25 protein-coding genes are annotated in these 26,839 nt (G+C 49.0%); 15 read left to right on the top strand and 10 right to left on the bottom strand.

The window, feature by feature from the left end:
* Positions 1–5 precede the first annotated feature (5 nt).
* The 6 genes from V7S65_RS15380 to V7S65_RS15355 all read left to right on the top strand — a co-directional run bounded on the left by V7S65_RS15380 (position 6) and on the right by V7S65_RS15355 (position 5,196).
* Positions 6–335, top strand: a complete 330-nt coding sequence (locus V7S65_RS15380) for an L-rhamnose mutarotase (protein ID WP_079468948.1) — start codon at positions 6–8, stop codon at positions 333–335.
* 51 nt (positions 336–386) lie between these two features.
* Positions 387–1,214 (top strand): amidohydrolase family protein, encoded by an 828-nt coding sequence (locus tag V7S65_RS15375; RefSeq protein ID WP_336387187.1) that lies wholly within the window; start codon positions 387–389, stop codon positions 1,212–1,214.
* 20 nt (positions 1,215–1,234) lie between these two features.
* Complete coding sequence (locus V7S65_RS15370) at positions 1,235–2,017, top strand: SDR family oxidoreductase (protein ID WP_079468946.1); 783 nt, start codon at positions 1,235–1,237, stop codon at positions 2,015–2,017.
* Between the two features lie 59 nt (positions 2,018–2,076).
* Entirely contained in the window at positions 2,077–3,315 is a 1,239-nt protein-coding gene (locus V7S65_RS15365) for a sugar MFS transporter (protein WP_336387186.1), read from the top strand.
* Positions 3,316–3,383: 68 nt separating this feature from the next.
* Positions 3,384–4,139 carry an MbnP family protein gene (locus V7S65_RS15360; protein ID WP_336387185.1) on the top strand — a complete coding sequence of 252 codons (756 nt, stop codon included), beginning with the start codon at positions 3,384–3,386 and terminating at the stop codon, positions 4,137–4,139.
* A gap of 7 nt (positions 4,140–4,146) precedes the next feature.
* On the top strand, positions 4,147–5,196 hold the full coding sequence (locus V7S65_RS15355; protein ID WP_336387184.1) for a cytochrome-c peroxidase: 1,050 nt from the start codon (positions 4,147–4,149) through the stop codon (positions 5,194–5,196).
* Between the two features lie 28 nt (positions 5,197–5,224).
* On the opposite strand, the gene V7S65_RS15350 is transcribed toward V7S65_RS15355, so the two are convergent.
* The 4 genes from V7S65_RS15350 to V7S65_RS15335 all read right to left on the bottom strand — a co-directional run bounded on the left by V7S65_RS15350 (position 5,225) and on the right by V7S65_RS15335 (position 12,551).
* Positions 5,225–5,800 (bottom strand): DNA-3-methyladenine glycosylase I, encoded by a 576-nt coding sequence (locus tag V7S65_RS15350; RefSeq protein ID WP_336387183.1) that lies wholly within the window; start codon positions 5,798–5,800, stop codon positions 5,225–5,227.
* A complete protein-coding gene (locus tag V7S65_RS15345; protein WP_079468941.1) occupies positions 5,788–7,989 on the bottom strand; it encodes a DUF4954 family protein in 2,202 nt (733 codons plus the stop codon). The genes V7S65_RS15350 and V7S65_RS15345 overlap by 13 nt, the downstream gene beginning before the upstream one ends.
* A 90-nt stretch (positions 7,990–8,079) precedes the next feature.
* On the bottom strand, positions 8,080–9,915 hold the full coding sequence (gene glmS / locus V7S65_RS15340; RefSeq protein WP_079468940.1) for a glutamine--fructose-6-phosphate transaminase (isomerizing): 1,836 nt from the start codon (positions 9,913–9,915) through the stop codon (positions 8,080–8,082).
* Between the two features lie 263 nt (positions 9,916–10,178).
* The gene (locus V7S65_RS15335) at positions 10,179–12,551 is read right to left on the bottom strand and encodes a S9 family peptidase (protein WP_336387182.1); all 2,373 of its coding nucleotides are present in this window, start codon (positions 12,549–12,551) and stop codon (positions 10,179–10,181) included.
* A gap of 102 nt (positions 12,552–12,653) precedes the next feature.
* On the opposite strand from V7S65_RS15335, the gene V7S65_RS15330 reads away from it, so the two are divergent.
* Positions 12,654–13,187 carry a histidine phosphatase family protein gene (locus V7S65_RS15330; RefSeq protein ID WP_079468938.1) on the top strand — a complete coding sequence of 178 codons (534 nt, stop codon included), beginning with the start codon at positions 12,654–12,656 and terminating at the stop codon, positions 13,185–13,187.
* A 35-nt stretch (positions 13,188–13,222) separates the two neighbouring features.
* On the opposite strand, the gene mgtE is transcribed toward V7S65_RS15330, so the two are convergent.
* On the bottom strand, positions 13,223–14,599 hold the full coding sequence (gene mgtE / locus V7S65_RS15325) for a magnesium transporter (protein ID WP_079468937.1): 1,377 nt from the start codon (positions 14,597–14,599) through the stop codon (positions 13,223–13,225).
* Positions 14,600–14,654: 55 nt separating this feature from the next.
* Complete coding sequence (locus tag V7S65_RS15320; protein ID WP_111579483.1) at positions 14,655–15,533, bottom strand: bestrophin family ion channel; 879 nt, start codon at positions 15,531–15,533, stop codon at positions 14,655–14,657.
* Positions 15,534–15,658: 125 nt separating this feature from the next.
* On the opposite strand from V7S65_RS15320, the gene V7S65_RS15315 reads away from it, so the two are divergent.
* The 6 genes from V7S65_RS15315 to hutG all read left to right on the top strand — a co-directional run bounded on the left by V7S65_RS15315 (position 15,659) and on the right by hutG (position 22,179).
* Positions 15,659–16,063, top strand: coding sequence for an SET domain-containing protein (locus tag V7S65_RS15315; RefSeq protein ID WP_079468935.1), 405 nt, complete (start codon positions 15,659–15,661; stop codon positions 16,061–16,063).
* 131 nt (positions 16,064–16,194) lie between these two features.
* Positions 16,195–16,674: a MarR family transcriptional regulator gene (locus V7S65_RS15310; protein ID WP_111579484.1), complete on the top strand. Its 480-nt coding sequence runs from the start codon at positions 16,195–16,197 to the stop codon at positions 16,672–16,674.
* 30 nt (positions 16,675–16,704) lie between these two features.
* Positions 16,705–18,273 (top strand): histidine ammonia-lyase, encoded by a 1,569-nt coding sequence (hutH, locus tag V7S65_RS15305; protein ID WP_336387181.1) that lies wholly within the window; start codon positions 16,705–16,707, stop codon positions 18,271–18,273.
* A complete protein-coding gene (hutU, locus tag V7S65_RS15300; RefSeq protein WP_336387180.1) occupies positions 18,251–19,921 on the top strand; it encodes a urocanate hydratase in 1,671 nt (556 codons plus the stop codon). The genes hutH and hutU overlap by 23 nt, the downstream gene beginning before the upstream one ends.
* Positions 19,922–19,951: 30 nt before the next feature.
* Positions 19,952–21,178 (top strand): imidazolonepropionase, encoded by a 1,227-nt coding sequence (hutI, locus tag V7S65_RS15295; RefSeq protein ID WP_336387179.1) that lies wholly within the window; start codon positions 19,952–19,954, stop codon positions 21,176–21,178.
* Positions 21,175–22,179 carry a formimidoylglutamase gene (hutG, locus tag V7S65_RS15290; RefSeq protein WP_111579487.1) on the top strand — a complete coding sequence of 335 codons (1,005 nt, stop codon included), beginning with the start codon at positions 21,175–21,177 and terminating at the stop codon, positions 22,177–22,179. The genes hutI and hutG overlap by 4 nt, the downstream gene beginning before the upstream one ends.
* A gap of 30 nt (positions 22,180–22,209) precedes the next feature.
* Here the strand turns inward: hutG and V7S65_RS15285 are convergent, their stop codons facing one another.
* Both V7S65_RS15285 and purU read right to left on the bottom strand, forming a co-directional pair.
* A complete protein-coding gene (locus V7S65_RS15285) occupies positions 22,210–23,043 on the bottom strand; it encodes a CHAD domain-containing protein (protein WP_336387178.1) in 834 nt (277 codons plus the stop codon).
* A 33-nt stretch (positions 23,044–23,076) separates the two neighbouring features.
* Positions 23,077–23,946, bottom strand: a complete 870-nt coding sequence (gene purU / locus V7S65_RS15280) for a formyltetrahydrofolate deformylase (protein ID WP_079468928.1) — start codon at positions 23,944–23,946, stop codon at positions 23,077–23,079.
* Positions 23,947–24,002: 56 nt separating this feature from the next.
* On the opposite strand from purU, the gene V7S65_RS15275 reads away from it, so the two are divergent.
* Together V7S65_RS15275 and V7S65_RS15270 are read left to right on the top strand one after the other, a co-directional pair.
* Positions 24,003–24,473: a metallophosphoesterase family protein gene (locus V7S65_RS15275; protein ID WP_262488100.1), complete on the top strand. Its 471-nt coding sequence runs from the start codon at positions 24,003–24,005 to the stop codon at positions 24,471–24,473.
* 32 nt (positions 24,474–24,505) lie between these two features.
* Positions 24,506–25,555, top strand: coding sequence for a DUF4421 domain-containing protein (locus V7S65_RS15270; protein WP_079468926.1), 1,050 nt, complete (start codon positions 24,506–24,508; stop codon positions 25,553–25,555).
* Here V7S65_RS15270 and V7S65_RS15265 read toward each other — a convergent pair.
* A complete protein-coding gene (locus V7S65_RS15265; RefSeq protein WP_336387177.1) occupies positions 25,552–26,133 on the bottom strand; it encodes an LOG family protein in 582 nt (193 codons plus the stop codon). The two genes, V7S65_RS15270 and V7S65_RS15265, sit on opposite strands and share 4 nt — an antisense overlap.
* 9 nt (positions 26,134–26,142) lie before the next feature.
* Complete coding sequence (locus V7S65_RS15260; protein ID WP_336387176.1) at positions 26,143–26,760, bottom strand: HD domain-containing protein; 618 nt, start codon at positions 26,758–26,760, stop codon at positions 26,143–26,145.
* Positions 26,761–26,839: the final 79 nt, after the last annotated feature.

Raw genomic sequence — 26,839 nt, 5'->3', positions numbered from 1 at the left:
TAATTATGAAAAGATATTGTCTGGCGCTGGATCTGGTAGATGATCCGCAGTTGATCAGCGAATATGAGGGGTATCACCGCAACGTATCCGCTGAAATAAAGAAGAGTATCACAGACGCAGGCATTACCGTAATGGATATTTACCGTGCCGGGAACCGCCTGTTTATGATCATGGAAGTGGATGATACTTTCTCCTTTGAACGTAAAGATGCGATGGACGCTGCCAACCCCGCCGTAAAGGTATGGGAACAGCTTATGTGGAAATACCAGCAGGCATTGCCGGTAGCAAAGGAAGGAGAGAAGTGGATTATTATGGACCAGATTTTTGCATTGTAAAGTATACCGGGCAACGGAAGTTCCGGCGCCCGGTATGCAAAAAATATTTACATGGTTATTGACGCACATCAGCATTTCTGGCAATACGATCCAGTCCGCGACGCATGGATCGATGAATCGATGGAAGCAATCCGTCGTGATTTTTACCCGGAAGACCTGGCCCCGGTGCTGGCCGAAAACGGCGTTCACGGCTGTGTAGCGGTACAGGCAGATCAGTCGGCAGATGAAACCGCCTTTTTACTGGCACTGGCAGATAAGCATGATTTTATTAAAGGTGTGGTGGGCTGGACAGACCTCCGCGCTGAAAATATCGATGAACAACTGGCGCAATATGCCACGCATCCGAAGCTGAAAGGCTTCCGGCATATTGTACAGGGGGAACCGGATAACCGGTTTATTCTCGGTGAACATTTCTGCCGCGGTATCAAAGCGCTGGCGAAACATCAATTCACTTATGATATTCTCGTATATCCGAAACAGTTACCTGCGGTAGAAGAATTTGTACAACAGTTCCCGGAGCAGCCGCTGATCATTGATCACCTGGCCAAGCCCGATATCAAAGCCGGTGAACTGGACGCATGGGCAGCACATATGCGCCGCATTGCACAGTCGCCGAATGTATACTGCAAACTGAGCGGCATGGTTACGGAAGCCGACTGGCAGCAGTGGGAACCGGCACACTTCCGGCCGTTCCTGGAAGTAACGCTCGATGCCTTTGGCACCAACAGGCTGGTGTATGGTTCCGACTGGCCCGTATGTCTCGTAGCCGCCAGGTACCATGAAGTGAAGGGCATCGTTACTGATTTCATCAGCACCTTATCAACAAGTGAACAAGAACAGATAATGGGAGGGAATGCCCGCTCATTTTATCATCTATAAAAAATAATATCATACATACTATGGATTTAGGATTACAGGAGAAAGTGATTATCGTTACCGGTGGTGCAAAAGGAATCGGGGAAGCTATTGCAAAGCTGATAGCAGCTGAGGGCGGCATCGCTGTGATTGCCGGCCGGAGTACTGCCGATAATGAAAAAACAATGAACGAAATTATCGCGGTGGGTGGTAAAGCGATGGCCGTTACCGCAGAACTGGGTAAAGTGGAAGATTGTAAAAAAGTGATCTCTGAAACAATAGCAAAGTATGGTAAAATAGATGGCCTGGTAAACAATGCCGGCGCCAATGATGGCGTAGGACTGGAAAATGGCAGCCCGGAGCGGTTTATGCAGTCGCTGCAGAATAACTTATCGCACTACTACAACCTGGCGCATTTTGCACTGCCGTACCTGAAGGCCACCAAAGGGAATATTGTGAACATCGGATCTAAAGTAGCCGATACCGGCCAGGGTAACACCAGTGGTTATGCGGCCTCCAAAGGCGCTATCAATGCGCTCACCCGCGAATGGGCGGTGGAATTGCTGCCTTACTCCATCCGTGTAAATACGGTTATTCCTGCTGAAGTATGGACGCCGCTGTATGAAACCTGGATTAATTCGTTACCCAATCCAAAAGAAAAACTGGCGGCTATCACCGCTAACATTCCATTCGAAAAAAGAATGACCACGTCAACAGAAATTGCCAACAGCACCGTATTCCTGCTGTCACCACGTTCTTCTCATACAACCGGACAAATCGTATACGTAGATGGTGGTTACACTCATCTCGACAGATCCATCAGCTAAGGATAAAGAGCCAATACCGTTACCAATATTCAATCACCTGAAACATTAAATTCTTCGTTATGGCCGGAGGCGCAGTAAGTAATTCCACCTATACCACCAGTAAAGATACAGGCGCAAAGCCTGGCAACTACCTGTTCCCGCTGATCCTGGTTACCAGCCTGTTCTTCTTATGGGGACTGGCATACGGACTGCTGGACGTGTTGAACAAACATTTCCAGGAAGTATTGAGCATCACTACCAAACGTTCTACTTTATTACAGGGCGCTTATTTCGGCGCATATTTCCTCATGGCATTTCCGGCAGGAATGTTTATGAACAAATTTGGCTACAAGAAAGGAATTATCCTGGGTTTACTGTTGTATGCCACCGGTGCTTTTCTCTTTTATCCAGCAGCCAATGCGCTCAATTTTGATTTCTTCCTGCTGGCATTATTTATACTTGCCTGTGGGCTGGCCTGCCTGGAAACGGCCGCCAATCCATATGTAACGGTGTTGGGAGATAAGGCTACTTCTGAGCAACGGTTGAATTTATCACAGTGCTTTAACGGGCTGGGATCTTTTCTCGGACCTATTATTGGTGCTTGGTTATTTCTTGGCACTGGCAAAGGGGATCTCACCACAGTAAAGATAACTTATGTTGCTATTGCTGTTGTAGTATTGTTCATAGCAGCTTTTTTCGTAAGAACTCCCTTGCCGGAAATTGAAGAAGCAAAACAGGAGGGAGAAGAAGTGATGGCAGATACCCGCCCGCTTTTTGCTCACCGGCATTTTGTATTAGGAGTGATAGCACAATTCTTTTATGTGGCGGCTCAGGTAGGCGTAGGCGCTTTGTTTATTAACTATGTAACAGAATACTGGCATGGCACTTCCGCCAAAAATGCTTCTCTTCTGCTATCTATTGGTATGGCACTGTTCACGGGGGGACGTTTTGTAGGCACAGCACTTATGCGCAAAATCGCTCCAAATCAATTGCTTGCCATTTATGCGTTTATCAACGTATTACTCTGCGCTTTTGTAATGACCGGTAACGGAGCTGCTTCTGTGTATGCGCTTATTGCTATTTTCTTCTTCATGTCTATCATGTTCCCAACCATTTTTGCATTGGGCGTAAAAGACCTGGGTGTACATACCAAACGCGGTGCTTCTTTCCAGGTAATGTCTATCGTAGGTGGCGCTTCTGTTCCTTACCTGATGGGTATTGTAACGGAATGGCAGTCGCTGGCCATTTCCTACGGCATTCCTACTTTCTGCTTTGTGGTGGTGTTTTTATACGGCTGGAAAGGATATAAAAGAGTTTAGTCAGCTGATTTCTTTTTAATATTTAATCCGCAAAATCATTGTAACTTTCTTTAACAAAAGAGGATACCATGATTTTGCGGATTTTTGCTTCCTATGCTTGCTGGTTCCTGGTTGTAACCACGTTGTTTGCCGGGATGCCTGCTGATCCCGGGCCTGTACCTTCCCTGCAATTGTCGTTCACCCACGTTATGGGGCAGCAGCCGCTGGTAAGGAAACAGGTTACCTACACCAATGCTTCCGGAGAAGCTTTTACGGTCAGCCGTTTCCGTTATTTCCTCAGCAACTTTTCACTGGAGGCTGCCAATGGCAGCGTTGTTACTTTGCCGCCTGCTTATTTCCTGGTAGATGATGCGATAGACAGTTCAAAAAATATCCGGCTGGATAGTATTCCTGCCGGCGAATATAGAAGTATCCGTTTCCTGATCGGGGTAGATAGTATCCGTAATGTGAGTGGCGTGCAAGCCGGTGCGCTGGCCGTGGAATCCGGTATGTTCTGGACCTGGAACAGCGGGTATATTATGGCGCAGATAGAAGGCCACTCCACAGCGGTGAACACGCCCATGCAGGAGTTCCTGTTTCATTGCGGCGGTTATAAATCGAAAGACGGTGTGCTGAAATATGTGACCCTGCCGCTTCCGCAGCCGCTGACAGTTTCGGCAGATAAGCAACCCCGTATTAATGTTACTGCCGATGTGGAAAAGTGGTTTTTACCTGATACCGTTAGTTTTAAAAAGATAACCGTGATTATGGCGCCGGGTGTAAAAGCAAGACAGGTAGCCGGTAACTATCAGCATATGTTTAACATAACAGGCATCTCTAATTAATCGCTGCGTGAATCATAGAGTGATATATATCGTTGGGGCGTTTTGCCTGTTGCTGGTGTTGGTACAGGCAGGTACAAAGAAGCGCGCGGTAAAAGGGCCGGAGCCCTTTTTATTGCAGTTGCCTGCGCATTTCCCGCGGCCGGTATATGACTTTACCCGTAACCCACTCACCAAGCCGGGTGTGGCATTGGGCCGGTTTATGTTTTATGATTACCGCCTGTCGCAGGACAGCACGGTGTCCTGTGGGTTTTGTCACCAGCAGTTTGCGGCTTTCGGCCATTTTGATCACGCATTGGCGCATGGTGTGGCTGGTCAGCAGGGAATCCGCTCGGTACCGGTGTTGTTTAATATGATCTGGCAAAAGGCGTTTATGTGGGATGGTGGCGTGAATCATCTTGAAATACAGGCCCTCACCCCGTTAACAGACCACAACGAAATGGCGGTAGACCTGAAAGAGCTGATGCAGAAAATGCAGACAGATCCCAAATACAGGGCGATGTTCAAAGCGGCTTTTGGTACGGAGGAGATCACCAGTGAGCGCATGTTCAAAGCATTCACGCAGTTTGTTGCCACGATGGTATCTGCCGGTTCCAAATACGACAGCGTAATGCTTAAATTACCCGGTGTTGCTTTCACTGCTGAAGAGAACGCAGGGTACACCGTTTTTCAGGAGAAGTGTGCGGCCTGTCATAAGGAGCCGTTGTTCACGGATCTTACCTACCGCAGTAATGGCCTGCCATATTTAGCGGCATTGAATGATGTGGGCAGAATGAAGATTACCGGGAGTACAGATGATAATCTTCGTTTTAAGGTGCCTTCCCTGCGCAATATTCTCAAAAGCGCCCCTTATATGCACGATGGGCGTTTCTTCGATATTTTCCAGGTTTTTGACTTCTACGATCATGGTGTGAAGGCAACTCCCACCACCGACCCATTGGTGAAGCAGGGCATCCGGTTATCGGACCAGGAAAAGCGGCAGTTGTATTTCTTTCTGAATACGCTTACGGATTACTCTTTTATCAACAATACTGCGCTCAGTGAAGTGCGGATAGAATAAGGGAAGACCAGCAGTCTTCCCTTATTCATTATTTCTTCTTCTTTTTCCAGCAATCTTCCATATGATCATCCACCATACCTGTAGCCTGCATATAGGCGTAGCAGATAGTGGAACCTACAAATTTAAATCCCCGCTTCAGCAGATCCTTGCTCATGGCATCAGAGATGGCTGTTTTGGCAGGAACGCCAACCATACCGCTGCGGTAATGGTTAACGATCGGTTTGTGGTTTACAAATGACCAGATGTATTTGTCAAAACTGCCAAATTCCTTTTGAACTGCGAGGTATGCCTTTGCATTGCCGATTACGGATTTTATTTTAAGGCGGTTACGGATGATGCCTTCATTCTGCATCAGTTCTTCCACCTTTTCTTCATCGTATTTCGCTATTTTTTTAGCGTCCCAGTTATCAAAGGCTTTGCGGTAGTTCTCTCTTTTGGTAAGTACGGTATACCAGCTAAGACCAGCCTGTGCGCCTTCCAGGCATAACATTTCAAAGAGATGTTTATCCTCATGATTGGGCGTACCCCATTCTTTGTCGTGATAGTCCTGGTAAAGCTTGTCTTTGTTAGACCAGTGGCATCTTACTTTTTCTATAGCTCCCATTCGCTGATGGTTTTATTTACCTGCAATTTATACTTTTCCAGGTCTTCAGCAGTTTGTTTAATGAAACTATTATCTTCCAGGCTGCCTATTACTGCGTTCATTTCTTTTTCGCTTTCATAGGCCAGCTGGCGGAATGGATTTTTGTAATCTTTTTCCCTGGAGCGTTTAATTTGTGCGGTGATCCACTCCATCGTTACAACAGAATCATTCATCCATTGTGCGAGATCGGCGGTGGTCATGTTTTTCAGGGAGCTGTCTTTTATTTCCAGCAAGCAGGCTACGGCATGTTGTAATTTGTCGGCTGCATATTCGTTGCCTATTTCTTCGTAGGCAGTATGCAGTTGCGGCCAGCTGCTGATTTTGTTTTTCCGGATTTTTGTTTTGAGCGTAGCTACTGTTTCCGCTTTCATCAGTTGTCCGCCGATGTTCTGCCAGTCGCCACGTTTGGCGGTTTTTACCGCCGCCTGTAAAGCAAGGAAAGACGGTTTGTCTGCTGCCAGGATATTTTTGACAGCGTATAATACCACCATTTCAATGAACAGGGGATAGGCCCGGTGTACTTTCAGGAGTTCTACTTCACGGGAGCTGTTTTCAAATCCTTTGGAGAGAATGGTGAGCTTTGCTACTTCTTCCGGGTTATTATTTAACAGGTCCTTTCCCTTTTTACGTATGTCCTTTTCCGTTAGTTCTTTCTTCGGTGCATTTTCCGGGAGGGCGTACCATGCTTTCCCGGTAGCAGTTTCCATGATGGCAAGTGCCTGGAATATTTCTTCTACTGAATCGGGCGCGAGGTAGTCGTATTCAATGAGTTGTTGTTTATCGGTGCGTTTATCGCGGTCAACATATTTCCAGGAGTTCCTGGCGATGGCGTACATATTGTACAGGAACCAATAGCCGGGCATTATCTTCAGGCGGTTTTCGTGTTCATCATTTACCACCAGGCTGAATGGGATGGAGATATTCAGCTCCGACATATAATTGCCTTTGGAGATAAGTGTGAAGCTGGCAAAGCGGGAGTTATGTTTCAGGCTTACGCACAGGCCCGGCCAGAATCCTCTGCCGGCGATGATTTCACCATCGGCGCCGCGTGAGTTGTGATTGGAGCCAATAGTGGCGCCTGCCGCCATATTGCTCTGACCCATGATCAGCGCCGCACACAGGAACGAGTTGTTGTGGTGTTGTTCATGTGCCGGGAAGATGAGGGAGTTCAGTACTTCGCAGCAGGAGATAGTGGCGTTGTTACCGAGATAGGAGTTGATGAGCCGGGCGCCATATTTCAGCTGGGAGTGGGAGGCCATTACAAAACGAACCGCCTTCACGCCGTAGAATACGCGGCAGCCGTAGCCGATCACGCCATTTACCATTTCGCAGCCTTCTCCTATTTGTGAGGAAGCTTCGCTGTTGCTGTTGATAGTAAGGTTTTTCAGTTTGTTGGCGCCTTTCAGGTATGCGTCGGTACCAATGGTCACATCTTTGATCATCTTACAGTTTTTAATTACTGTACGATCACCTACCATACCGTAGTAGCCGCGTCTTTTATCAAACTGTTTTTCTGTGAAGGATTTGAATTGCTGTTGCAGTTGTTCATCATCGCGGTAGCGTGTCCACAGGTAAGCATCTCCGGGGAGCATGCCATCAAAGGGCATCACGCTTCTGCCACCGTTTTCGTTGCACAGTTCCATCCAGATGCGGCCGCTTTCGCTTTCTCCTTCTTTCAGGATACCATTTCCGAATTTAGCATAATCGGTAGTAGCCATTTCGTTTACGTTGGCTACAATCACTTCGTTGCCGAGGATATAATGCGATAAATAATTTACGTTGTGTACCACTACATTGTCGCCGAAATCGCAGGCGCAGATGGTACTGTTGTACAATCCTACCGGCATCCGCAGGTTATGGAACTCCAGGTAATAGGGTTCCAGTTTACCGATACGTACCATCCCGAAAAAGTGACAGTGCTGTACCAGTTGCGGATCAAATTCGTTGGAAACAAAAATAATATTCCAGTCGTCGGAGGTGTTATCATTGCGTACCAGCGATTCTATTTCGTGTGCGGTTAATTTCCTGTACTGGTCCTGCCTGCTCCATTGCTCATTGCGGAGGTAATATTCGTCTTTGCCTTTCGGTAACGTGGTTTCAATGAAATTGTACCCCAGATCGGAGAGGGGTCTTTTTTGGATCTTATTCATGAGGATACATCATTTGAGGAGAAATGACTATCTGGTTATTTTATTATGCGTGCAGCTAATAAAATAACCAGATGAGTATCTCCATTGTCTTTATTCTACTGTAACTGATTTCGCCAGGTTCCGGGGTTTGTCAACGTCCAGACCTTTGAGTACACCTATATGATAAGCGAGCAGTTGTAACGGAACTACAGAGATGATGGGTGCAACCATTTCATCTGCCGCAGGCACAAAAATCACATCATCCGCCATTGGGGGAATGGTGTTGTCGCCTTCTGTTACTACTGCGATCACTTTACCTTTACGGGCTTTAATTTCCTGAATGTTAGACACTACTTTTTCGTAGTAGCTGTCTTTGGTGGCTACAATTACTACCGGCAGGTTTTCGTCTACCAGTGCAATGGGGCCATGTTTCATTTCCGCAGCAGGATAACCTTCCGCGTGGATGTAGGAAATTTCTTTCAGTTTGAGCGCTCCTTCCAGGGCTACCGGGAAGTTGTATCCGCGGCCCAGGTAGAGGAAATCACGTGCATCTTTATATTTGGCGGCTACCCGTTTGATCTGGTCATCCAGTTTCAGGGCCGTTGCTACTTTTTCAGGAACCTGTTCCAGTTCATCGAGCAGGTGCTGGAACCTTTGCGGAGTGATGGTGCCTTTATCGGCGGCCAGTTTTAAGCCTACCAGGCAAAGCACTGCCAGCTGGGCAGTAAACGCTTTGGTGCTGGCTACGCCAATTTCCGGACCTGCGTGCGTATAGGCGCCGGCGTGAGACAAGCGGGCAATAGAAGAACCTACCACATTACAAACGCCGAGGATGATGGCGCCTTTTTCTTTGGCGCTTTCAATGGCTACCAGCGTATCAGCCGTTTCCCCGGATTGTGATACAGCAATGATTACATCGCCGGGGCCCACTACCGGGTTGCGGTAACGGAACTCGGAAGCGTATTCCACTTCCACCGGGATGCGGCATAATTCTTCAATCATATATTCGGCTACCAGCCCGGCGTGCCAGGAGGTTCCGCAGGCTACGATGATGATGCGTTTGGCATTGCTGAGTACATCGGCATATTCGCGCATACCGCCCATGGTGAGCGTACCTTTTTTCGCATCTAAACGGCCACGTAAGCTATCAAAGATAGTTTGCGGCTGTTCAAATATTTCCTTCAGCATGAAGTGATCATAGCCTCCTTTTTCGATGGCGGCCAGTTCAATATCCAGCTTCTGAATGTAAGGCGTTTGCCTTTCGTTGGAAATGTTTTTCAGGATCAGTTCATCTGCTTTGATGATGGCAATTTCATAATCATTTACATACACTACTTCTTTTGTGTATTCAATGATCGGGGAGGCATCAGAAGCGAGGAAGTGTTCGCCCTTGCCAACGCCTATTACCAGCGGGCTTCCCTTACGGGCGGCAATGAGGGTATCCGGATTTTCTTCATCAATGAGCACAATCACATAAGCGCCTACTACTCTTTTTAAAGCAATGCGCAGGGCTTCTTCCAGTGAACACTGGTTTTGTTTTTTGATTTCCTCAATGAAGTGAAGGAGTACTTCTGTATCGGTATCACTATGAAAAACATGGCCCTGGTTGACGAGCTCCTGTTTCAGCTGTACATAGTTTTCAATGATGCCATTGTGGATCATGGCCAGTTTACCATCGCCGGATAAATGCGGGTGCGCATTGCGGTCGCAGGGTTCACCGTGGGTAGCCCAGCGGGTATGCCCGATGGCAATATGACTCCGCAGGTCTTTTCCCTCTACGAATGCTTCGAGGGCGGCTACTTTGTCTTTTTTCTTGTATACCTGTAACCCGTTATTGATCAGGGCTACACCCGCGCTGTCGTATCCGCGGTATTCCAGTCTTTTGAGGCCTTTTAATACTACCGGGTAGGCTTCTCTCTGCCCGATATAAGCTACGATTCCACACATAAGGTTTTTGGATTTGTGCTAGGTTTTATCATTGCAATATCGCATTAAATGTTAAAATCACATCAGAAAATGTGAATATTGTTTAAGTAAAGATATGGTCAGCATGCATTCTACAATGGTCCTAATGTAAAATGAAAAAGGGAATACGGGAACGATCGTGGTGAATATTAAGATTCCTTAACATTGACCTGCATCATTCACTGTATCCCCTTTTTATAATTTTTTTATTATGACGGAACTAAATAAAAAAATTTAAAATGCAATCATCTCTTCAAGAGCGTACTCTCGAAGAGCAAAAGTATTCTTTTATATTCATCTGTCCAGCTGCTGGGCGTAGTAAATCCATGATCTTCCACGGGATACACAGCCAGCTCCCAGTTATTCTTCCCTAATTCAATCAGTCGCTGCGACAGCCGCACAATATCCTGGAAATGCACATTGGTATCAACCATGCCATGACACATCAGCAGTTTGCCTTTCAGTCCATCTGCAAAATAGATAGGGGAAGACCTGCGGTAAGCAATACTGTCGGTGAATGGCTCATTCAATATATTGCTCGTGTAGCCATGATTGTAATGCGCCCAGTCCGTTACAGACCTCAGCGCAGCGCCTGATGCAAACACATCTGGCTGGGTGAACAAGGCCATCAGCGTCATAAAGCCGCCATAGCTGCCTCCGTATATACCAATACGACGGGCGTCCACCTGCAATTTTTCTGCCAGATATTTTGCGCCGTCTACTTCATCATCCAGATCCTTGCCGCCCATGTAACGGTAAATGCCTGTACGCCAGTTGCGGCCATAGCCGGCGCTGCCACGGTAGTCCATGTCCAGTACAGTATATCCTTTATCGGTGAGCAGATTATGGAACATGTATTCCCTGAAATAGGAACTCCACCACTTATGTGCATTTTGCAGGTAGCCGGCGCCATGTACAAAGATCACCGCTGCACCGTTGTTTTTTGCGGGATCGGGTGTGTATAAGCGGGCATATACCGGCTGGTTGTCACGCGCGGTAAAAGTAATCACTTGCGGATCGCGCCAGTTGTACGATTTAAATTCATCAGACTGCGCCAGGTTCGTTACCTGTACTGCTTTTGCGCCCGGTGTGTTGGGCTGCACATACAACTCCCACGGCTTGTTGGAATAGGAATAACGGAACGCAATCCATTTGCCATCCGGAGAAACGGTTACTTCATTGGCGCCGGGGAGGGTAGTGATCCGCTCGGCCTTTCCACCGGAAACGGCTATACGATAAAATTGCTTTTCACCGGGGTGTACTTCATTGGTGGTGATGTAAAAATATTTTTTATCGGGAGATAGTTGTGCTTCCTGTACTTCATAGTTGCCACTGGTGATTGGTTTGATGCTACCATCGTTTACATTGGCGGTATACAGATGTGAATAACCGGTGGCTTCCGACTGGAACCAGCACGTGTTTTCATCTATCCAGCCGATGTTGCTGCCACCCATGCTCCAGCCGATGCCGGGGCCGCCTATCCAGGCTTCGTCGCGCTGGCGGTTCAGTGTTTTCACGGTACCGTTTTCGGTGTTGAGCAGTACAATCCAGCGGTCTTTGTTATCCTGTGAACGGATGTCGGCAATGGCGTGTGTGCCTTGCTCCGACCAGTACGGACCGTTCACGATTACTTCCCTTACTTTGGGCGTGTCTTTTTTCGTGTAGTCCTTTACGTAATCGGGCTGGTCTTTGATGCCGGTGAGATCAGTAGTTTTAATGGGTAACACCGTATCACGTTCCCGGTCGTAGATAAAGCTTTCGAAGCTGCCTTGCGGGGCGCCTACTTTGTCGCGGGCGGCAATATCGGTTGTGAAACCGGTGGCGGTTACAAATTCGGGAACGATGGTGTTGCGGGCATCGGTGGGCGCTGTGAAGAGGCTATAGGTAACGAAACGCCCGTTGGGACTGATTTGCAGCTCCCTTAATCTTTTGTTTTGCAGGTACAGGGATCGTAATGGTTTGGGCTCGTAGGCTTTGTCGAAAGCCTCGGCGGCGTCTTTCTTTGCCTTTTTATCACGGATTACCTGTAACAGTTCCAGTTGCTGCGCTTTGAGGAACTTTTCTTCTGCGTTGCCGGTTTTATTTTCGTCTTTTTCGGCGGGCTTGCTGCCTGCTTCAAAGCTGGTAAGCTGACTGATTAAACCGGAGGCTTTGTCCCATCCGTACAGGTCGCGGTTTTGCTGAAACACCACCTGTTTACCACTGAAACTGAAAACCGGGTTAAACTCAACGGCTTTGGTATTGGTGATGCGGGTGGTTTTCCCGCTTTTTATCTCCAGTAAATAAATATCACCTTCATAGGAGTAAGCAAGTAACGATTTATCCGTATTCCAGGTACCGCCGGCTTTGGCGTTGATAAGCGAACGTTCTCCGGCAGCAGTAATACGGGGCGTATTGTTTTTAACGCCGGCATAGTACAGGGAGTCGCTCAGTTGTTTGCCGGGATTCCAGCTGAAATAAACGGTCTGGTTGTCGGTGCCCCAGAAAACGTTATCAGGAGAAGTTCCTATCCATTTGGGATCGCGCATGATCTTTTCTACCGTGAGCGGCACTGCCTGTTGGGCACTGATGCGATTGGCTGATAAAAAAATAATGGCGGGTATAACCCATTTTCTCATAGCGGTTCATTATTTTGTTGGGGAATAAATGTAATGGTTTAATCATAAATTGCCGTAAGTTTTGGATGGACGTAACGCGGTCATCTGCCTTAAATCCGCACTATGCGCATATTACCAATACTTCTTTCCCTCCTGTTCTTTACGGCTTGTAAGCCTAAACATCCCGTCCGGCAACCGGTACCGGTATCTGAAGACACTACTTTTTTAACCGGCACCTTTTACGTGATCAGGCATGCAGAAAGAAACCCGGGACCGGATTCTACTTTGACCGTTGCCGGCCAGGAAAGGGCAGGGGCTTTATACCGGCTGCTAAAGGATTCCGGCCTGAATAAAATTTACTTTACACCTTATAAAAGAACGGTGGCCACCGCCGATAGTTTACGTATGCACCTGCGCATAGATACCTGTTTTTATGCGGCAGATACCAGCGGGGAATCCTTTATTTACCAGGTTACCCGGCATGGCGACTGGGGAAAGCGTTTGCTTGTGATCGGGCATTCCAATACCGTGATCCCTATTTTGCATAGCCTGAAAGCTAAACCACATACGGATTCTATCGGGGAAAACGAATACGACCGGTTGTTTATAGTGCGGAAAACAAGGGAAGGAACGGAGCTTAAAGAGATTTGTTATTAGCGGAGGAAAAGGCTTTCCCCCGCTATCGTTGTGTATTAGAGCAGGATGCCTTTCATGAGTGTATACGCTACGGTGAAGTAGATCAGCAACCCGGTTACATCCACCAGGGTAGCCACAAAAGGCGCGGAAGACGTGGCCGGATCGGCGCCGCACTTCTTCAGTACCAGTGGCAGCATAGAACCGGAGAGGGTTCCCCACAATACCACGCCTACGAGGGAAATGCCTACAGTAGCGCCTATCAGCACGGTGTGTGCGCCATAAGTATTAAACAACGTGTTCCAGAGTAAAATACGCAGGAAGCCGATGGCGCCCAGCGCGCCGCCCAGCAGCAGGCCGGAAAGGATTTCGCGGCGCATTACACGCCACCAGTCGCCCACACTGATTTCACCCAGGGCCATTGCCTGTATGATAAGCGTAGATGCCTGTGAGCCGCTGTTACCGCCACTGGAAATGATGAGCGGTACAAACAGCGCCAGTACTACGGCCTTTGCAATTTCATCTTCAAAAAAGCCCATGGCGGTAGCAGTGAGCATTTCACCGATAAACAATACTACCAGCCAGCCTACCCGTTTTTTTACCAGTTTGAGCAGGGGCATATCGAGATAGGGCTCGTCCAGGGCTTCGGTACCACCAATCTTCTGGATATCCTCTGTATGTTCTTCATTGGCGATCCACAACATATCGTCGATGGTTACAATGCCCAGCAGAACACCCTGGTCGTCTACCACGGGCAAGGCTACCCTGTTTTCCATCCGGAAAACCTGGATGGCCTCTTCCTGGTTGTCGTTGGCGTGGAGCGATACAAAGCGGTCGTCCATGAGGGTATGCACTACGGTTTCGGGCGATACAAGCAGGAACTCGCGGATCCGGAAGTCATCCAGCAGCTGGCCTTTTTCATCGATCACATAAATTACGTCGATGGTTTCACTGTCTTTGCCATGTTCCCGGATATAGTCCAGTACTTCCTTCACAGTCCATTCTTCCCTGACGGCAATGTAGTCGGGCGTCATGATACGGCCCACACTGTTCTCCTTGTAGCCGAGGAGGGAGAGGGTAATGCGTCGTTCTTCGGGGTCGAGCAGTTTGATCAGTTCTTTTACCGCTTCGCTGGGAAGCTCTTCCAGGAAGGCGGTACGGTCATCCGCCGGCAGCTCATTCATGAGCTCTGCTATTTTCGCGGGCGATAAAGTGCGTATTACATCTTCCTGTAAAGGAAAGTCCAGGATACGGAAAGCCGCTGCCGCTCTGCCGATCGACAGGTGATTGATGATTATTCCGGCATCTTCGGGGTCCTCGTGAATCAGTTCGGCTATATCCGTTATCAGCTGGTCGTCCAGGTATACTGACAGTTCGCGGTAGTTTCTTTCTTTTGTCAGTGTCTGGAATTTTTCCAGTAAAGCTTCATTTTCCATACAATTGCCTCTATCTGCGAAATTAAGTTAAAATAGCACGCTGCCGGGGCAGTCGTTATAATAATTCTGATACGTGCAGGCGGATGTTGCTGCAAATGCTATCCAGCGGCAAATCGTTGGCGTCTTTGCCAAACGGGTCTTCAATTTCTTCTGCAATAAGCTCAAGGCTTGCCAGCACAAAGAATACGAATACGATCATGGGGATAATGAGGTAACCCAAACTGAACACGTATCCAAAGGGCATGGACATGACGTAGAAGAATATGAACTTCTTGATAAATACGCTGTAGGAAAAAGGGATGGGGGTGTTTTTGATCCGTTCGCAGGCGCCGCATACATCTGCAAACGACTGCAGTTCGTTGTTCAGCACAATGAGCTGATCCCCGGTGAGCTGCCCGTTGCGGTACAGGTCCATCGTTTTAGTCATGATGAGCTGCGACAGCTGGTTAGGTACATGCTTACTGATATCAGTATGAAGTGGCTCCTGTCCTGGTATGGCTTCCATCTCGTCATGCACATAAGTTTTACGCAGGTGGTTTTTCAGGCCGTAAGCGAAGTTCGGGATCATTACTTTGAAGAACTCCCTGTCGGCCTTGTTCTCCAGCGGCAGCATGGCCTGGATCTTTATGGCCAGGTTGCGGCTGCTGTTCACGAGGGCGCCCCATTGCCGGCGGCCTTCCCACCAGCGGTCGTACGCCGTGTTGGTGCGGAACACCAGCAACAGGGAAATCACAAAGCCCAGCAGACCATACATCAGCGTTATATTTTTTAACTCACTCTTGTCAGACATCTTCCATACCTCCAGTTCCAGCCAGGCTACAATGGCGGAATAGATGGAGAGGGCAATAAACATGGGAAACAGCTTCCTTACCGTATCCGCTTTATGAATACGGAAAATGAACGTAAACCACTCCTTTGGATTATAATTGATCATATATACTGGTTAATGAAAGGCAAAAAAAATATTTTCCGGGCGGCAAACCTAAATTTTTTAAACATGATTTTGATAACTTCCTGCTTTAACTTTACTTTACGTCTTCTTTTATTTGAAATTGCGCTATGATAAAGCCGTATTTGTACATTGATAAGTCGAAAGGAAAAGGCCGGGGAGTTTATACCAAAGAAAAAATCCCTGCCGGAACAAGAATCGAGACTTCACCGGTGCTCGTTCTCACTTACGACGATACCGAGATTGTGGATCAGACAAGACTCCATAATTATATTTTTCTCTGGGGCGCAAAAGAAACCCGTTCCTGCGTGGCACTGGGCTTTTGCTCTATCTACAACCATGATTACAATCCCAACTGTGAGTATGAAATGGACTTCAAGGAAGAAACCATGAGTATCATCACCCGTCGTGATATCAAGAAAGGAGAAGAGCTTTTTATCAACTACAATGGTGATGTAACGGATAGCTCCCCCCTTTGGTTTGATACCAAAAAGAAACAAACCGTAAAGAAGTAACAAACAGTACGAATAGTACCGTTGCAGGCGGATGACAGTGAATAATAATTCCTGCCCGGCAACTATATTATTCGTATTTCTTTCGTAATATTGTATAAGCGCTTATATAATATTAACGTCAACCTTTTCATATGTCATTCTATCCATCACTCGGCTACCTCGTTTTTGGCAGCCGCCTGCGCAGGCTGAGCGAATACTTCCTCATGGAAGTAAATAAAGTATACGAACAGGCAGGCATACCCTTTGACGCCAGCTGGTTCCCGGTGTTTTACCTCTTGTCAAAACAACAGCCGGTACCCATGATAGATATTGCCGAACAGCTGGAAATATCCCACTCCGCCGTAAGCCAGATGGTGACCAACCTGAAAAAGAAAGGACTCCTGAAAACAACGCCGTGTAAGGAAGATGGCCGCCGGCAACTGGTAGCCTTCTCCAAAAAAGGCGAAGAGCTGCTGCAACAGATCCAACCCGTATGGGAAGCCATCACCAGCGCTATGGAAACACTGGTAACGGAAAACAAACAAAGCCAGCAGATACTGGCGGCCATCGCCCAGATTGAACAATCGGTACAGCAAAAGCCTTTGTCAGAAAGAATCAGACAACAGTTATAACTACTTCATACACCAGAAAAATCTATTGACATGAGTGATATTTTTAAGTACGGTATTGACCAGCTCACCGTTGCCCGCGCTATTGATATTGCCGCCGGCAAGGTGAAAGGCATACTGGTACCGGAAGTCATTACGCGTGTACAAACCAGCTTCGGCTATGTACAAACCATTGTGGCGCAACATACCACGGTATATGGGATCAACACCGGCTTCGGCCCCCTGTGCGACACCAAGATTTCGGAAGCAGATACCCGCGCCCTGCAATACAATATCCTGCAAAGCCATAGCGTAGGCGTAGGAGAAAATATCCCGGAAGAAATTGCCCGCATTATGCTCATCACCAAAGTGCAGGCGCTGGCACAGGGTTACTCAGGCGTGGCATTGTCCACCCTCGAAAGGATCATCTGGCATATTGAGCATAAGGTAACGCCATTGGTGCCTGAAAAGGGCTCTGTGGGCGCTTCCGGCGACCTCGCGCCTTTATCGCACCTGTTCCTGCCACTGATCGGGCTGGGGCATGTGATGTACCGTGGCGTGAAAACAGATACGGCTTCCATGATGCAGCAGGAAGGGATACAGCCGGTAGTGCTGGGCCCTAAGGAAGGACTGGCACTCATCAACGGCACACAGTTCATCCTGTCGTTTGCGGTTAAAGCCGTGCAACGCCTGCACAACGCACTCGAGGCAGCAGACATCATCGGCGCATTGTCACTCGAAGGACTGATGGGCACCGCCAAACCTTTTGATCCCCGCTTACACGCCATCCGTCCGTATCCCGGCAACCAGCTGGTAGCACACCGTTTGAAGGCGTTGCTGGATAACTCGGAGATCATGTCGTCGCATGTGGACTGCGGCCGTGTGCAGGACCCTTATTCACTGCGTTGTATGCCACAGGTACATGGCGCCTCCCGCACCGCCTGGCAGCATCTGCAGGAACTCACTACTATAGAGCTGAACGCTGTTACGGATAACCCCATCATCTTCAGCGCAGAAGATACCATCAGTGGCGGCAACTTCCACGGCCAGCCAATGGCATTGCCCCTGGATTACGCCACCGTAGCCGCTGCAGAACTGGGTAACATCTCCGACAGGCGTTGTTATATGATGATTGAAGGAAGATACGGGCTACCAAAATTACTGATCCAGGACGCCGGGCTTAACTCCGGTTTCATGATACCACAATATACCACCGCCGCCCTGGTAACAGAAAACAAGACACTGTGTTTCCCCGCCAGCGCCGACAGCGTGCCTACTTCACTGGGTCAGGAAGACCATGTATCAATGGGTTCTATCAGTGGCCGCAAATTAAACCAGGTGATCGGCAACCTCGAATACATCCTCGCTATTGAACTGTTGTATGCCGCGCAGGCAGTGGATTTCCGCCGGCCGCTGAAATCAGGTCCGGTATTGGAAGCCGTGCATCAGTATACCCGTAAGCATGTAACCTTTGCAGATAAAGACCGCATCTTCGCCAATGATATTGCCGCTTTGCATTGCATCGTTACCGATCAGTCGCTTGTACGTGTAGCCAATGAGGCTGCCGCTAATCATCAACTTAACTTAAACGGACTTTATAATGACCAGTTTGGACTTTATTAAAACATATGCAGCTCACCCGCATTATAAAGCGCCGCGTGGTGCACAGCTGCACGCCAGATCCTGGCAAACCGAAGCGCCCCTGCGTATGTTGCTCAACAACCTCGATGCAGAAGTAGCCGAAAACCCCGATGAGCTGGTGGTGTACGGCGGCATCGGCCAGGCAGCGCGTAACCGTGAATCTCTTCAGAAAATTATCGAAATATTATTAACGCTGGACGACGAGCATTCCCTGCTGGTGCAATCCGGTAAACCTGTTGGTATTGTACGCACGCATCCGCAGGCGCCAAGAGTAATGCTGGCCAACAGCAACCTGGTGCCGAAATGGGCCACCTGGGAGCATTTCAACGAACTGCGTTCAAAGGGCCTCATGATGTACGGACAAATGACCGCGGGCAGCTGGATCTATATCGGTACACAAGGTATCCTGCAAGGGACCTATGAAACCTTTATGGAATGCGGCCGGCAGCATTTCAACGGCAGCCTGGCCGGCAAACTGCTGGTAACAGCGGGTATTGGCGGTATGGGCGGCGCACAGCCACTGGCGGCCACTATGGCCGGTGCGGTGTTTATTGGCGCCGACATTGATCCTACACGCATTCAGAAAAGACTGGATACCCGCTACATCGACCGTATGACCTATTCCTACGAAGAGGCCATCCAATGGGCGAAGGAAGCACAGGCCAAAGGCGAGGCATTGTCTATCGGGTTGGTAAGCGATGCCGGTGATATGCTGGAAAGGATGTTGAAAGACAATATCATACCGGACATTCTCACAGATCAAACTTCTGCGCATGACCCGCTGAACGGGTATGTGCCCAACGGCATCACGCTGCAGGCCGCACTGGAACTGCGTAAGAGCGATGCGGCAAAGTACCGGGAGCTGTCGCTGAAAAGCATGGCTCGTCATGTAGGCTTTATGTTGCAGTTGCAGCAGAAGGGCGCCGTTACGTTTGATTATGGTAATAACATCCGCGAATTTGCGCGGGAAGGCGGAGAGCCCAATGCCTTCAACTTCCCCGGATTTACGCCGGCATATATCCGTCCGCTTTTCTGTGAAGGGAAAGGCCCCTTCCGCTGGGTAGCCCTTTCCGGTGATCCGGAAGATATTTATACCACCGATCGCGCGCTGATGGACGCATTCCCTGAAAACACGCATCTGATCAACTGGCTGAAACAGGCGCAGGAGAAAGTGGCGTTCCAGGGATTGCCTGCCCGCATCTGCTGGCTGGGCCTGGGCGAACGCGAAAAGGCGGGTCTTATTTTTAATGAGCTGGTGAGAACAGGAAAAGTGAAAGCGCCGATTGTAATTGGCCGTGATCATCTCGACTGTGGCTCTGTGGCTTCCCCCAACCGGGAAACAGAATCCATGAAAGATGGCTCCGATGCCGTGAGCGACTGGACCCTGCTCAACCTCATGGCCAACACCGGCGGCGGCGCTACCTGGGTTTCTTTCCATCATGGCGGCGGCGTAGGCATGGGGTATTCACAACACGCCGGTATGGTAGTACTGGCAGATGGTACTGACCGTGCAGCGGATTGCTTACGTCGTGTGCTCTTCAATGATCCGGCGCTGGGTATTTTCCGTCATGCGGATGCCGGTTATGAAAAGGCACAGGAATGGGGACAGAAATTTAATATCAGCATTTAATAACAGCGGTCAACCGCTCAATCATTGCCCATGAAAACATTAATCGGTCCTTTTGCCCAGATCCTGCCAATGACGGGCCTGTCGCTGAAAGGCGCCCTGCACGATGAACAGTTAACCGTGATAGAGAAAGGCGGGGTAGTGGTGGAAAACGGGGAGATCATTGCCATAGCAGGGTATAAATCGTTGTTGCAGAAATACCCGGATTGTGAAATTGCTTTCCAGGATACACCGCTGGTTTTATTGCCGGGATTTATTGATTGTCATACACACATTTGTTACGATGGTAGCCGTAACCGCGATTATGCCATGCGCATTGCCGGTAAAAGCTACCTGGAAATAGCCCGTGCCGGCGGCGGTATATGGGACTCTGTTACCAAAACACGTATAGCCGACCTCGTTACCCTCACGGAAAATACGGTGGCCCGCGCTAACCGGCATCTGAAAGAAGGCGTTACCACCATTGAAGTAAAAAGTGGTTACGGTCTGAACCTGGAAAGTGAATTAAAGATGCTGCGCGCCATACAACAGGCGGGCATGCACACGCCTGCCACGCTCATCTCCACCTGTTTGGCCGCGCATATGAAACCGCGCGATTATACCGGCAGTGAAGAAGCTTACCTGCAATGGATTTTAACGGAATTGTTGCCGGTAATACAGCAGGAGCAATTGAGTAACCGGGTGGATATTTTTATAGAAGAAACTGCTTTTTCTGCAAAGGCTGCTGCCGGTTTCCTGCAACAGGTCATGCAGCAGGGGTTTGTGGCAACGGTGCATGCGGATCAGTTTAGTGCAGGCGGCGCGGAAGTAGCGGTGAATGCGCAGGCGTTATCTGCCGACCACCTGGAGGCCAGCACGGAAAAAGAAATTGCTTTACTCGCTAATTCTGACACGGTTGCAGTAGTTTTGCCGGGTGCTTCACTGGGATTGGGGATGTTATATGCACCGGCGCGCAGGTTGCTGAATGCAGGCGCCTGTGTGGCTATTGCGAGCGACTGGAACCCGGGATCGGCCCCTATGGGCGATTTGCTGGTACAGGCTGCCGTAATGAGCGCCGCGGAAAAGTTATCCACCGCAGAAGTGCTGGCCGCGCTGACCGTAAGAGCAGCGCCCGCATTGCAACTGAAAGATGCAGGCCAGCTGCTGGCAGGTTACGCCGCTGATATGCAGGCCTATCCCACCGCTGATTACCGTGATATACTTTATTACCAGGGCAAGATGAAGCCTGCACTGGTATGGAAGAAAGGAGTTTTAGTATGATAACAAAAGAAAGCTATCAGCCCACTGTAGCGGGTTCCTGGACCGGTCGTATTGATGGTACCGACCCCGACCTGCTGCGCTGGCACCAGGTGATCACTGTAACGGACCTGTTACAGTCGCCCTTACCTGCATTGCAGCCAGGCCAGAAAGGTATTGCCTTGCTGGGCTTCGCCTGCGATGAAGGGGTGCGCCGTAATAAAGGCCGGGCAGGTGCTGCAAAAGGACCAGCGGCCATACGGAAGGTGATTGCCAACTTCCCGGTTCACTTTTCCACACAAACGATTTTACTGGATGCAGGGGATATCCTTTGCCCCAATGGCGAGCTGGAAAATGCACAGCTGGTACTCAGCGAAGCCGTGAACGCAATCCTTACAGCGGGTTACCTGCCGCTGTTACTGGGTGGCGGTCATGAAATTACGTATGGGCATGCCAGTGGTATCCGCCGGTTTGCCGGAAAGCAATCCGTAGGCTATATCAACTTTGATGCGCACTTTGATATCCGTGTTCCCGGTGCAGAAGGCGTCAGCTCCGGCACCGGTTTCTGGCAACTGGCGCAGGACGCCAAACAATCCGGTACGCCTTTTCATTACCTGGCCCTGGGCATCCAGAAGAATGGTAATACCCGCCAGCTTTTTAATATTGCGGGAGAAGAAGAAGCTACTTATGTAAGCGCAGATGCTTTTCATTTACAGGATAAAGACACGCTGTTTGCGGCCATCCAGCATTTTCTCAGCCAGGTAGATAAAGTATACCTGACCACCTGCCTCGATGTATTTGCGGCGCCATTTGCACCTGGAGTAAGCGCTACCGCCTATAACGGTATTATGCCGGGAGGTTTGTTCCTGCAGTGTTTCCGCAAAATACTGGAAAGCGGGAAAGTGGCAGGCGCCGATATTGCAGAATTGAATCCTTCACTGGATACAGATAACCGTACTGCGAAACTGGCCGCAGCCCTGGTTTTTGAGATTGTGATGGCATATAGCGGGGAAGAGGCGTTTTAGCGTGTAGCCGTTACCTTTAACGGGTATACGCTAAAAGCCGGCTACGGCTTTTAGTTCCTTTACCTGCCAGGCGCATTGCGCCAGTTGTTCTTTCATATCCATTTGCAACAGCTGTATGAGCTGTTGCGCATTCACGGGCAGCGTTACCTTTTCTTTCTTCAGCTGCGCTACCGTTGCCTTTACAAACAATAATAATACGCTGGTATCATGCCATTGCCCGAGCAGCTCACCCGCTTTACGGGTAGGCGTGGCAAGGTTTTCTGTGAAAACAGCGGGGAGTACCTGTTCCAGTATATTAAGCTGGTAGTATAATGCTTTTACTTCTTTCCTGACCTCATGCCACACGGTATGATGCGCCCTGCTGGCGGGCACCGTAATTTTTTTATGTTGCACTTCCAGGTAGCTGATCAATGCGGCCGTAGCGGCTTTGGGGTCGGTATCCGCAATTGCTTCTTTGAATTGTTCCGGTAGTGAGTCCAGTTTTTTCAGGGAGCAGTACTTCAGGGTGGCGGCCAGCATTTCACTGGCGGTAGCGGCTTTGTTTTGCAGTAGCAGGTGCGCAACTGAAAAGCGCCAGGATACCTTTTTTTCATAGCGGCGCAGGTTTTTTTCCTGCAGGTGCGCATCCCGTGAAGCGCCGCCTATCGACTGTATAAGCCTGGCGGTGCGCAGATGTTTACCTGATCCGAATGAATAGTCCGGTAGTTGTTTTACCAGTGAAAAAAATGCTTTCAGCTTTTTTACGCCTACCCGCATGGCATGTATGGCATCGGCATCGCCGGGAGCCTCCTGCAGCGTGGCATATGCGGCGGTTACCGTATCGCATTCTTTACGGAGATAATGATATAGCGCTGTTTGTAGCATGCTTCTTAAAGTTAACGAAATACGCTGAAACCATCAGAACACAATGGTTTTGTTGCCGTGCAGGATCACGCGGTTGTCGATATGCGCTTTCACCGCACGGGTGAGCACCTGCCGTTCAATGTCGCGTCCCAGCATCACCAGGTCTTCCACGGTATGTTTATGGCTAACCCTGGCCACATCCTGCTCAATAATCGGGCCTTCATCCAGTTCGTTGGTAACGTAGTGGGCGGTGGCGCCAATCAGTTTTACGCCTCTCGTATAGGCGTTGAGGTAGGGCCGTGCGCCGGCGAAGGCGGGCAGGAAAGAGTGATGGATATTGATAATGCGCTGCGGATAATGGCTTACAAACTGTGGCGACAGGATTTGCATGTACCTGGCCAGCACCGTGAAATCCACCCCATGTTCTTCCAGCAGCCGGATAGCGGCGCGCTCCTGCAGTTCTTTGGTGGCGCTGCTTACCGGGAGGTAATGAAAAGGGATGCCTAATGCGGTGCATTCTTTTTCCAGGGAAGCGTGATTCGAGATCACGAGCGGGATATCTACCGCCAGCTCACCGCTTTTCCATCTCCATAATAATTCCAGCAAACAATGATCATACGCTGATACCATGATAGCCATACGTTTGCGGCGATCGCTGTAATCTATTTTCCATTCCATTTGCAGCGGGGTAGCTACCTGTTGCTGGAAAGCCGCTTCCAGGGAGGCTTTATCGAGACGCTCCAGCTGGAATTCCATGCGCATAAAAAATAATCCTTCCCGGGGGTCGGTACTGTGTTGACTTGCATCCAGTATATTTGCACCCAACAGGTACAGGAACTGTGATACACCGGCTACTATGCCTGGCCGGTCCGGACAGCAAATAAGCAAACAGGCGGTGATATGAGGGACTTCTTGTTTTAACATATGACTACCAAAATATAAAATATTAATACAATTCTCCGTTGAAAAAGATAGGACTAATGTCGGATACCCACAGCTATTTGCATCCACAGGTATTCAAATATTTTGAAGAAGTAGATGAAATCTGGCATGCCGGCGACATCGGTAATGTGGATCTGGCCGATAAACTGGAAAAATTCAAGCCTTTCAGGGCTGTTTTTGGGAATATCGACGGGGCAGATATCCGTATCCGTTATCCCGAAACCCTCCGTTTCAACCTGGAAGGAGTAGAGGTGATGATGACACATATTGGCGGATATCCGGGGAAATATGCCCCCGGCGTGAAGGAACAACTAAAACAGCATCCGGCCAAACTGTTTATCTGCGGGCATTCGCACATCCTGAAAGTAATGCCGGATGCGGCACTTCATTTGTTGCATATGAACCCGGGAGCATGCGGACAACAAGGATGGCATAAGGTAAAAACACTGCTGCGTTTTCAGCTGGAGGCTGGCAATATTCAACAACTGGAGGTGATAGAGCTTCCCTGATCAATCAACATTGCTTACAACCTACAACACTTATGAACCTACGAATTTTAGCATGGCTGGTAATATTGGGACTGGGAACTGCACAGGCAAGGGCGCAGGGAAAATTCCTGAAATGGCTGAAAACAGAAAATGATACGGCGTATATCGAAGATCATACGGAAGATATCACTTTCCGGCTGTATGGCTCCCGTAAGTACACCAAGTACGATATCATGGACCGGAAAACAAAAACCGATATCCTCTACAGACCCAATACCCCTTTCAACGTAGGATTTGGCGCCAACTACCGGTTCATAGGACTTAACATCGGGTTTAACCTGCCGTTTATTAACAGTACGGAGCGGTATGGTAAAACAAAATACCTCGATCTGCAATCGCATGTGTACCTCCGCAAAATTGTGGTAGACATCTACGCCCAATACTATAAAGGCTACTATGTAGCCAACCCGGAGAAAGTATACGGCAAAGCCTATACCGCGCTGAATCCTTATCCGCAGCGGCCTGATATCAGGAATACCGACTTTGGCCTGAATGTGGGCTACATCTTCAACGACAAACGTTTTTCTTACCGCGCTCCCAACCTGCAGAATGAATATCAGAAGAAAAGCGCCGGTTCATTGATTGTGGGTGGGGAAGTGTTCCTGGCCCGTATCAAAGGCGATTCTTCCCTCATTCCTACCAACATGGCAGATACCGCATTTCTGCGGGATGAGCATTATTATAAAACCGGTATTAATTCATTGGCCGCTAATGTAGGATACGCCTACACTTTTGTGCTGAAGGAGCATTTCTTTTTATCCTTATCGCTCACAGGCGGGCTGGGAGGAAATATCACCACCCTGTTCCTGGAAAACGGGGATGTGAGCCGTAAAGCGGGACTGCAATTCAGCAATACTGTGCGGGCTTCGCTGGGGTATAATTCCAGCCGTTATTTTGCAGGGATACATTACGTAGGCATGAACACCCGCAGCGGAATGTCCATACCGCATACCTATCAAACTTTTGGTACGGGCAATTTCAGGGTGAGCCTGGTGCGCCGTTTCACCCTGGAAAAGCCGTTGTGGCGGTCAAAGACGATCTAGCTTTGCGCCGGTGAAATCCATTTGGACCTGGCCGGTGGCTGGTATCTTTCCATTTGTAACAACAGGTCGCTGATATCATTGCTGCATAACAGCATATCGCGGTTCTCTGCCGTGAGGAAACCCTTTTCAGACATGGTTTTCGACAGAGCCATGAGGGCATCGTAGAAACCATTTACATTGAGCAGGCCGATCGGTTTTTTATGCAGGCCCAGTTGTCCCCAGGTGAGCATTTCAAATAATTCTTCCATGGTGCCGAAGCCTCCGGGCAGCGCGATTACGCCATCACACAATTCATTCATCTTTGTTTTACGTTCGTGCATGGTATCTACCAGGATCAGTTCTGTGAGGCCGGTATGCGCCAGTTCTTTCTGTTGCAGGAAGTGCGGCAGTACGCCAATGGCTTTGCCGCCGGCATTTAAGGCGCCATCGGCCACAGCACCCATCAGTCCTACTTTAGCGCCACCATACACCAGTGTAAGGTTGCGTTGGGCCAGTGCGGCGCCCAGGTGGGTGGCCTGTTCCATATAAACGGGATCATGTCCGGCGCTGGAGCCACAATAAACAACAATTCGATTCATATCCTTGGATTATAAAGTGTTCAATTCGGCCTGGATGTTTGTCCGGGCGGCGGTTTCATATAATTCACGGAACGCCGGTGTTACGTAAATAGCGGGCATTTCCAGGAAATGCTGCAATACTTTTTTGCGTCCGGGAATATACACATCATCCGGGTAAACCTGGTATTCCTGGCGGATCTGCTGTGCGTAGGCCCGGTATGTTTCCGGGGAGGCGCCGAGAATCTGCAGGTCGAAGTCGAGGAAGTAATCCAGGTCCGGATCGTGATGGGTATTGATATGTGTTTTGGTAGCGATAATGAAATCGCTGATTTTGGCGGTTTTTTCCACCGGGTAATTAATTTTATGAAGATGGGTTACTGCGGCGGCAGCACTGCGTTCTTCATTATCGGGTTGCAGCGGGTTATAAATGATATCATGAAAGAAGATGGCAAAAAGTACGGCCTCCGGATCTGTGAGCTGATGCACATATGCCTGGTGCAGGCTTACCAGCTGCTGTATATGCGACCAGTTGTGATAGTACCTTCCGTGGGACTGATACGCATCCACCAGGGCCGTGTAGGAGCTGTTAACCAGCGTGGCGTCTGTGTTGGGATGAAGGGAAGACCAGATGACATTTAATGCAGACATATGGGTTCTTTTTCGGGTCGTCATGTAAAAAGAAAACGGGCAGAAACTCTTTCTGCCCGTTCCTTGTATGTTAAAGCTT

Source organism: Chitinophaga sp. CCNWYY40 (assembly GCF_037483205.1).
Lineage (GTDB): Bacteria > Bacteroidota > Bacteroidia > Chitinophagales > Chitinophagaceae > Chitinophaga > Chitinophaga ginsengisegetis.
This window is presented reverse-complemented; position numbering and strand designations above follow the sequence as displayed.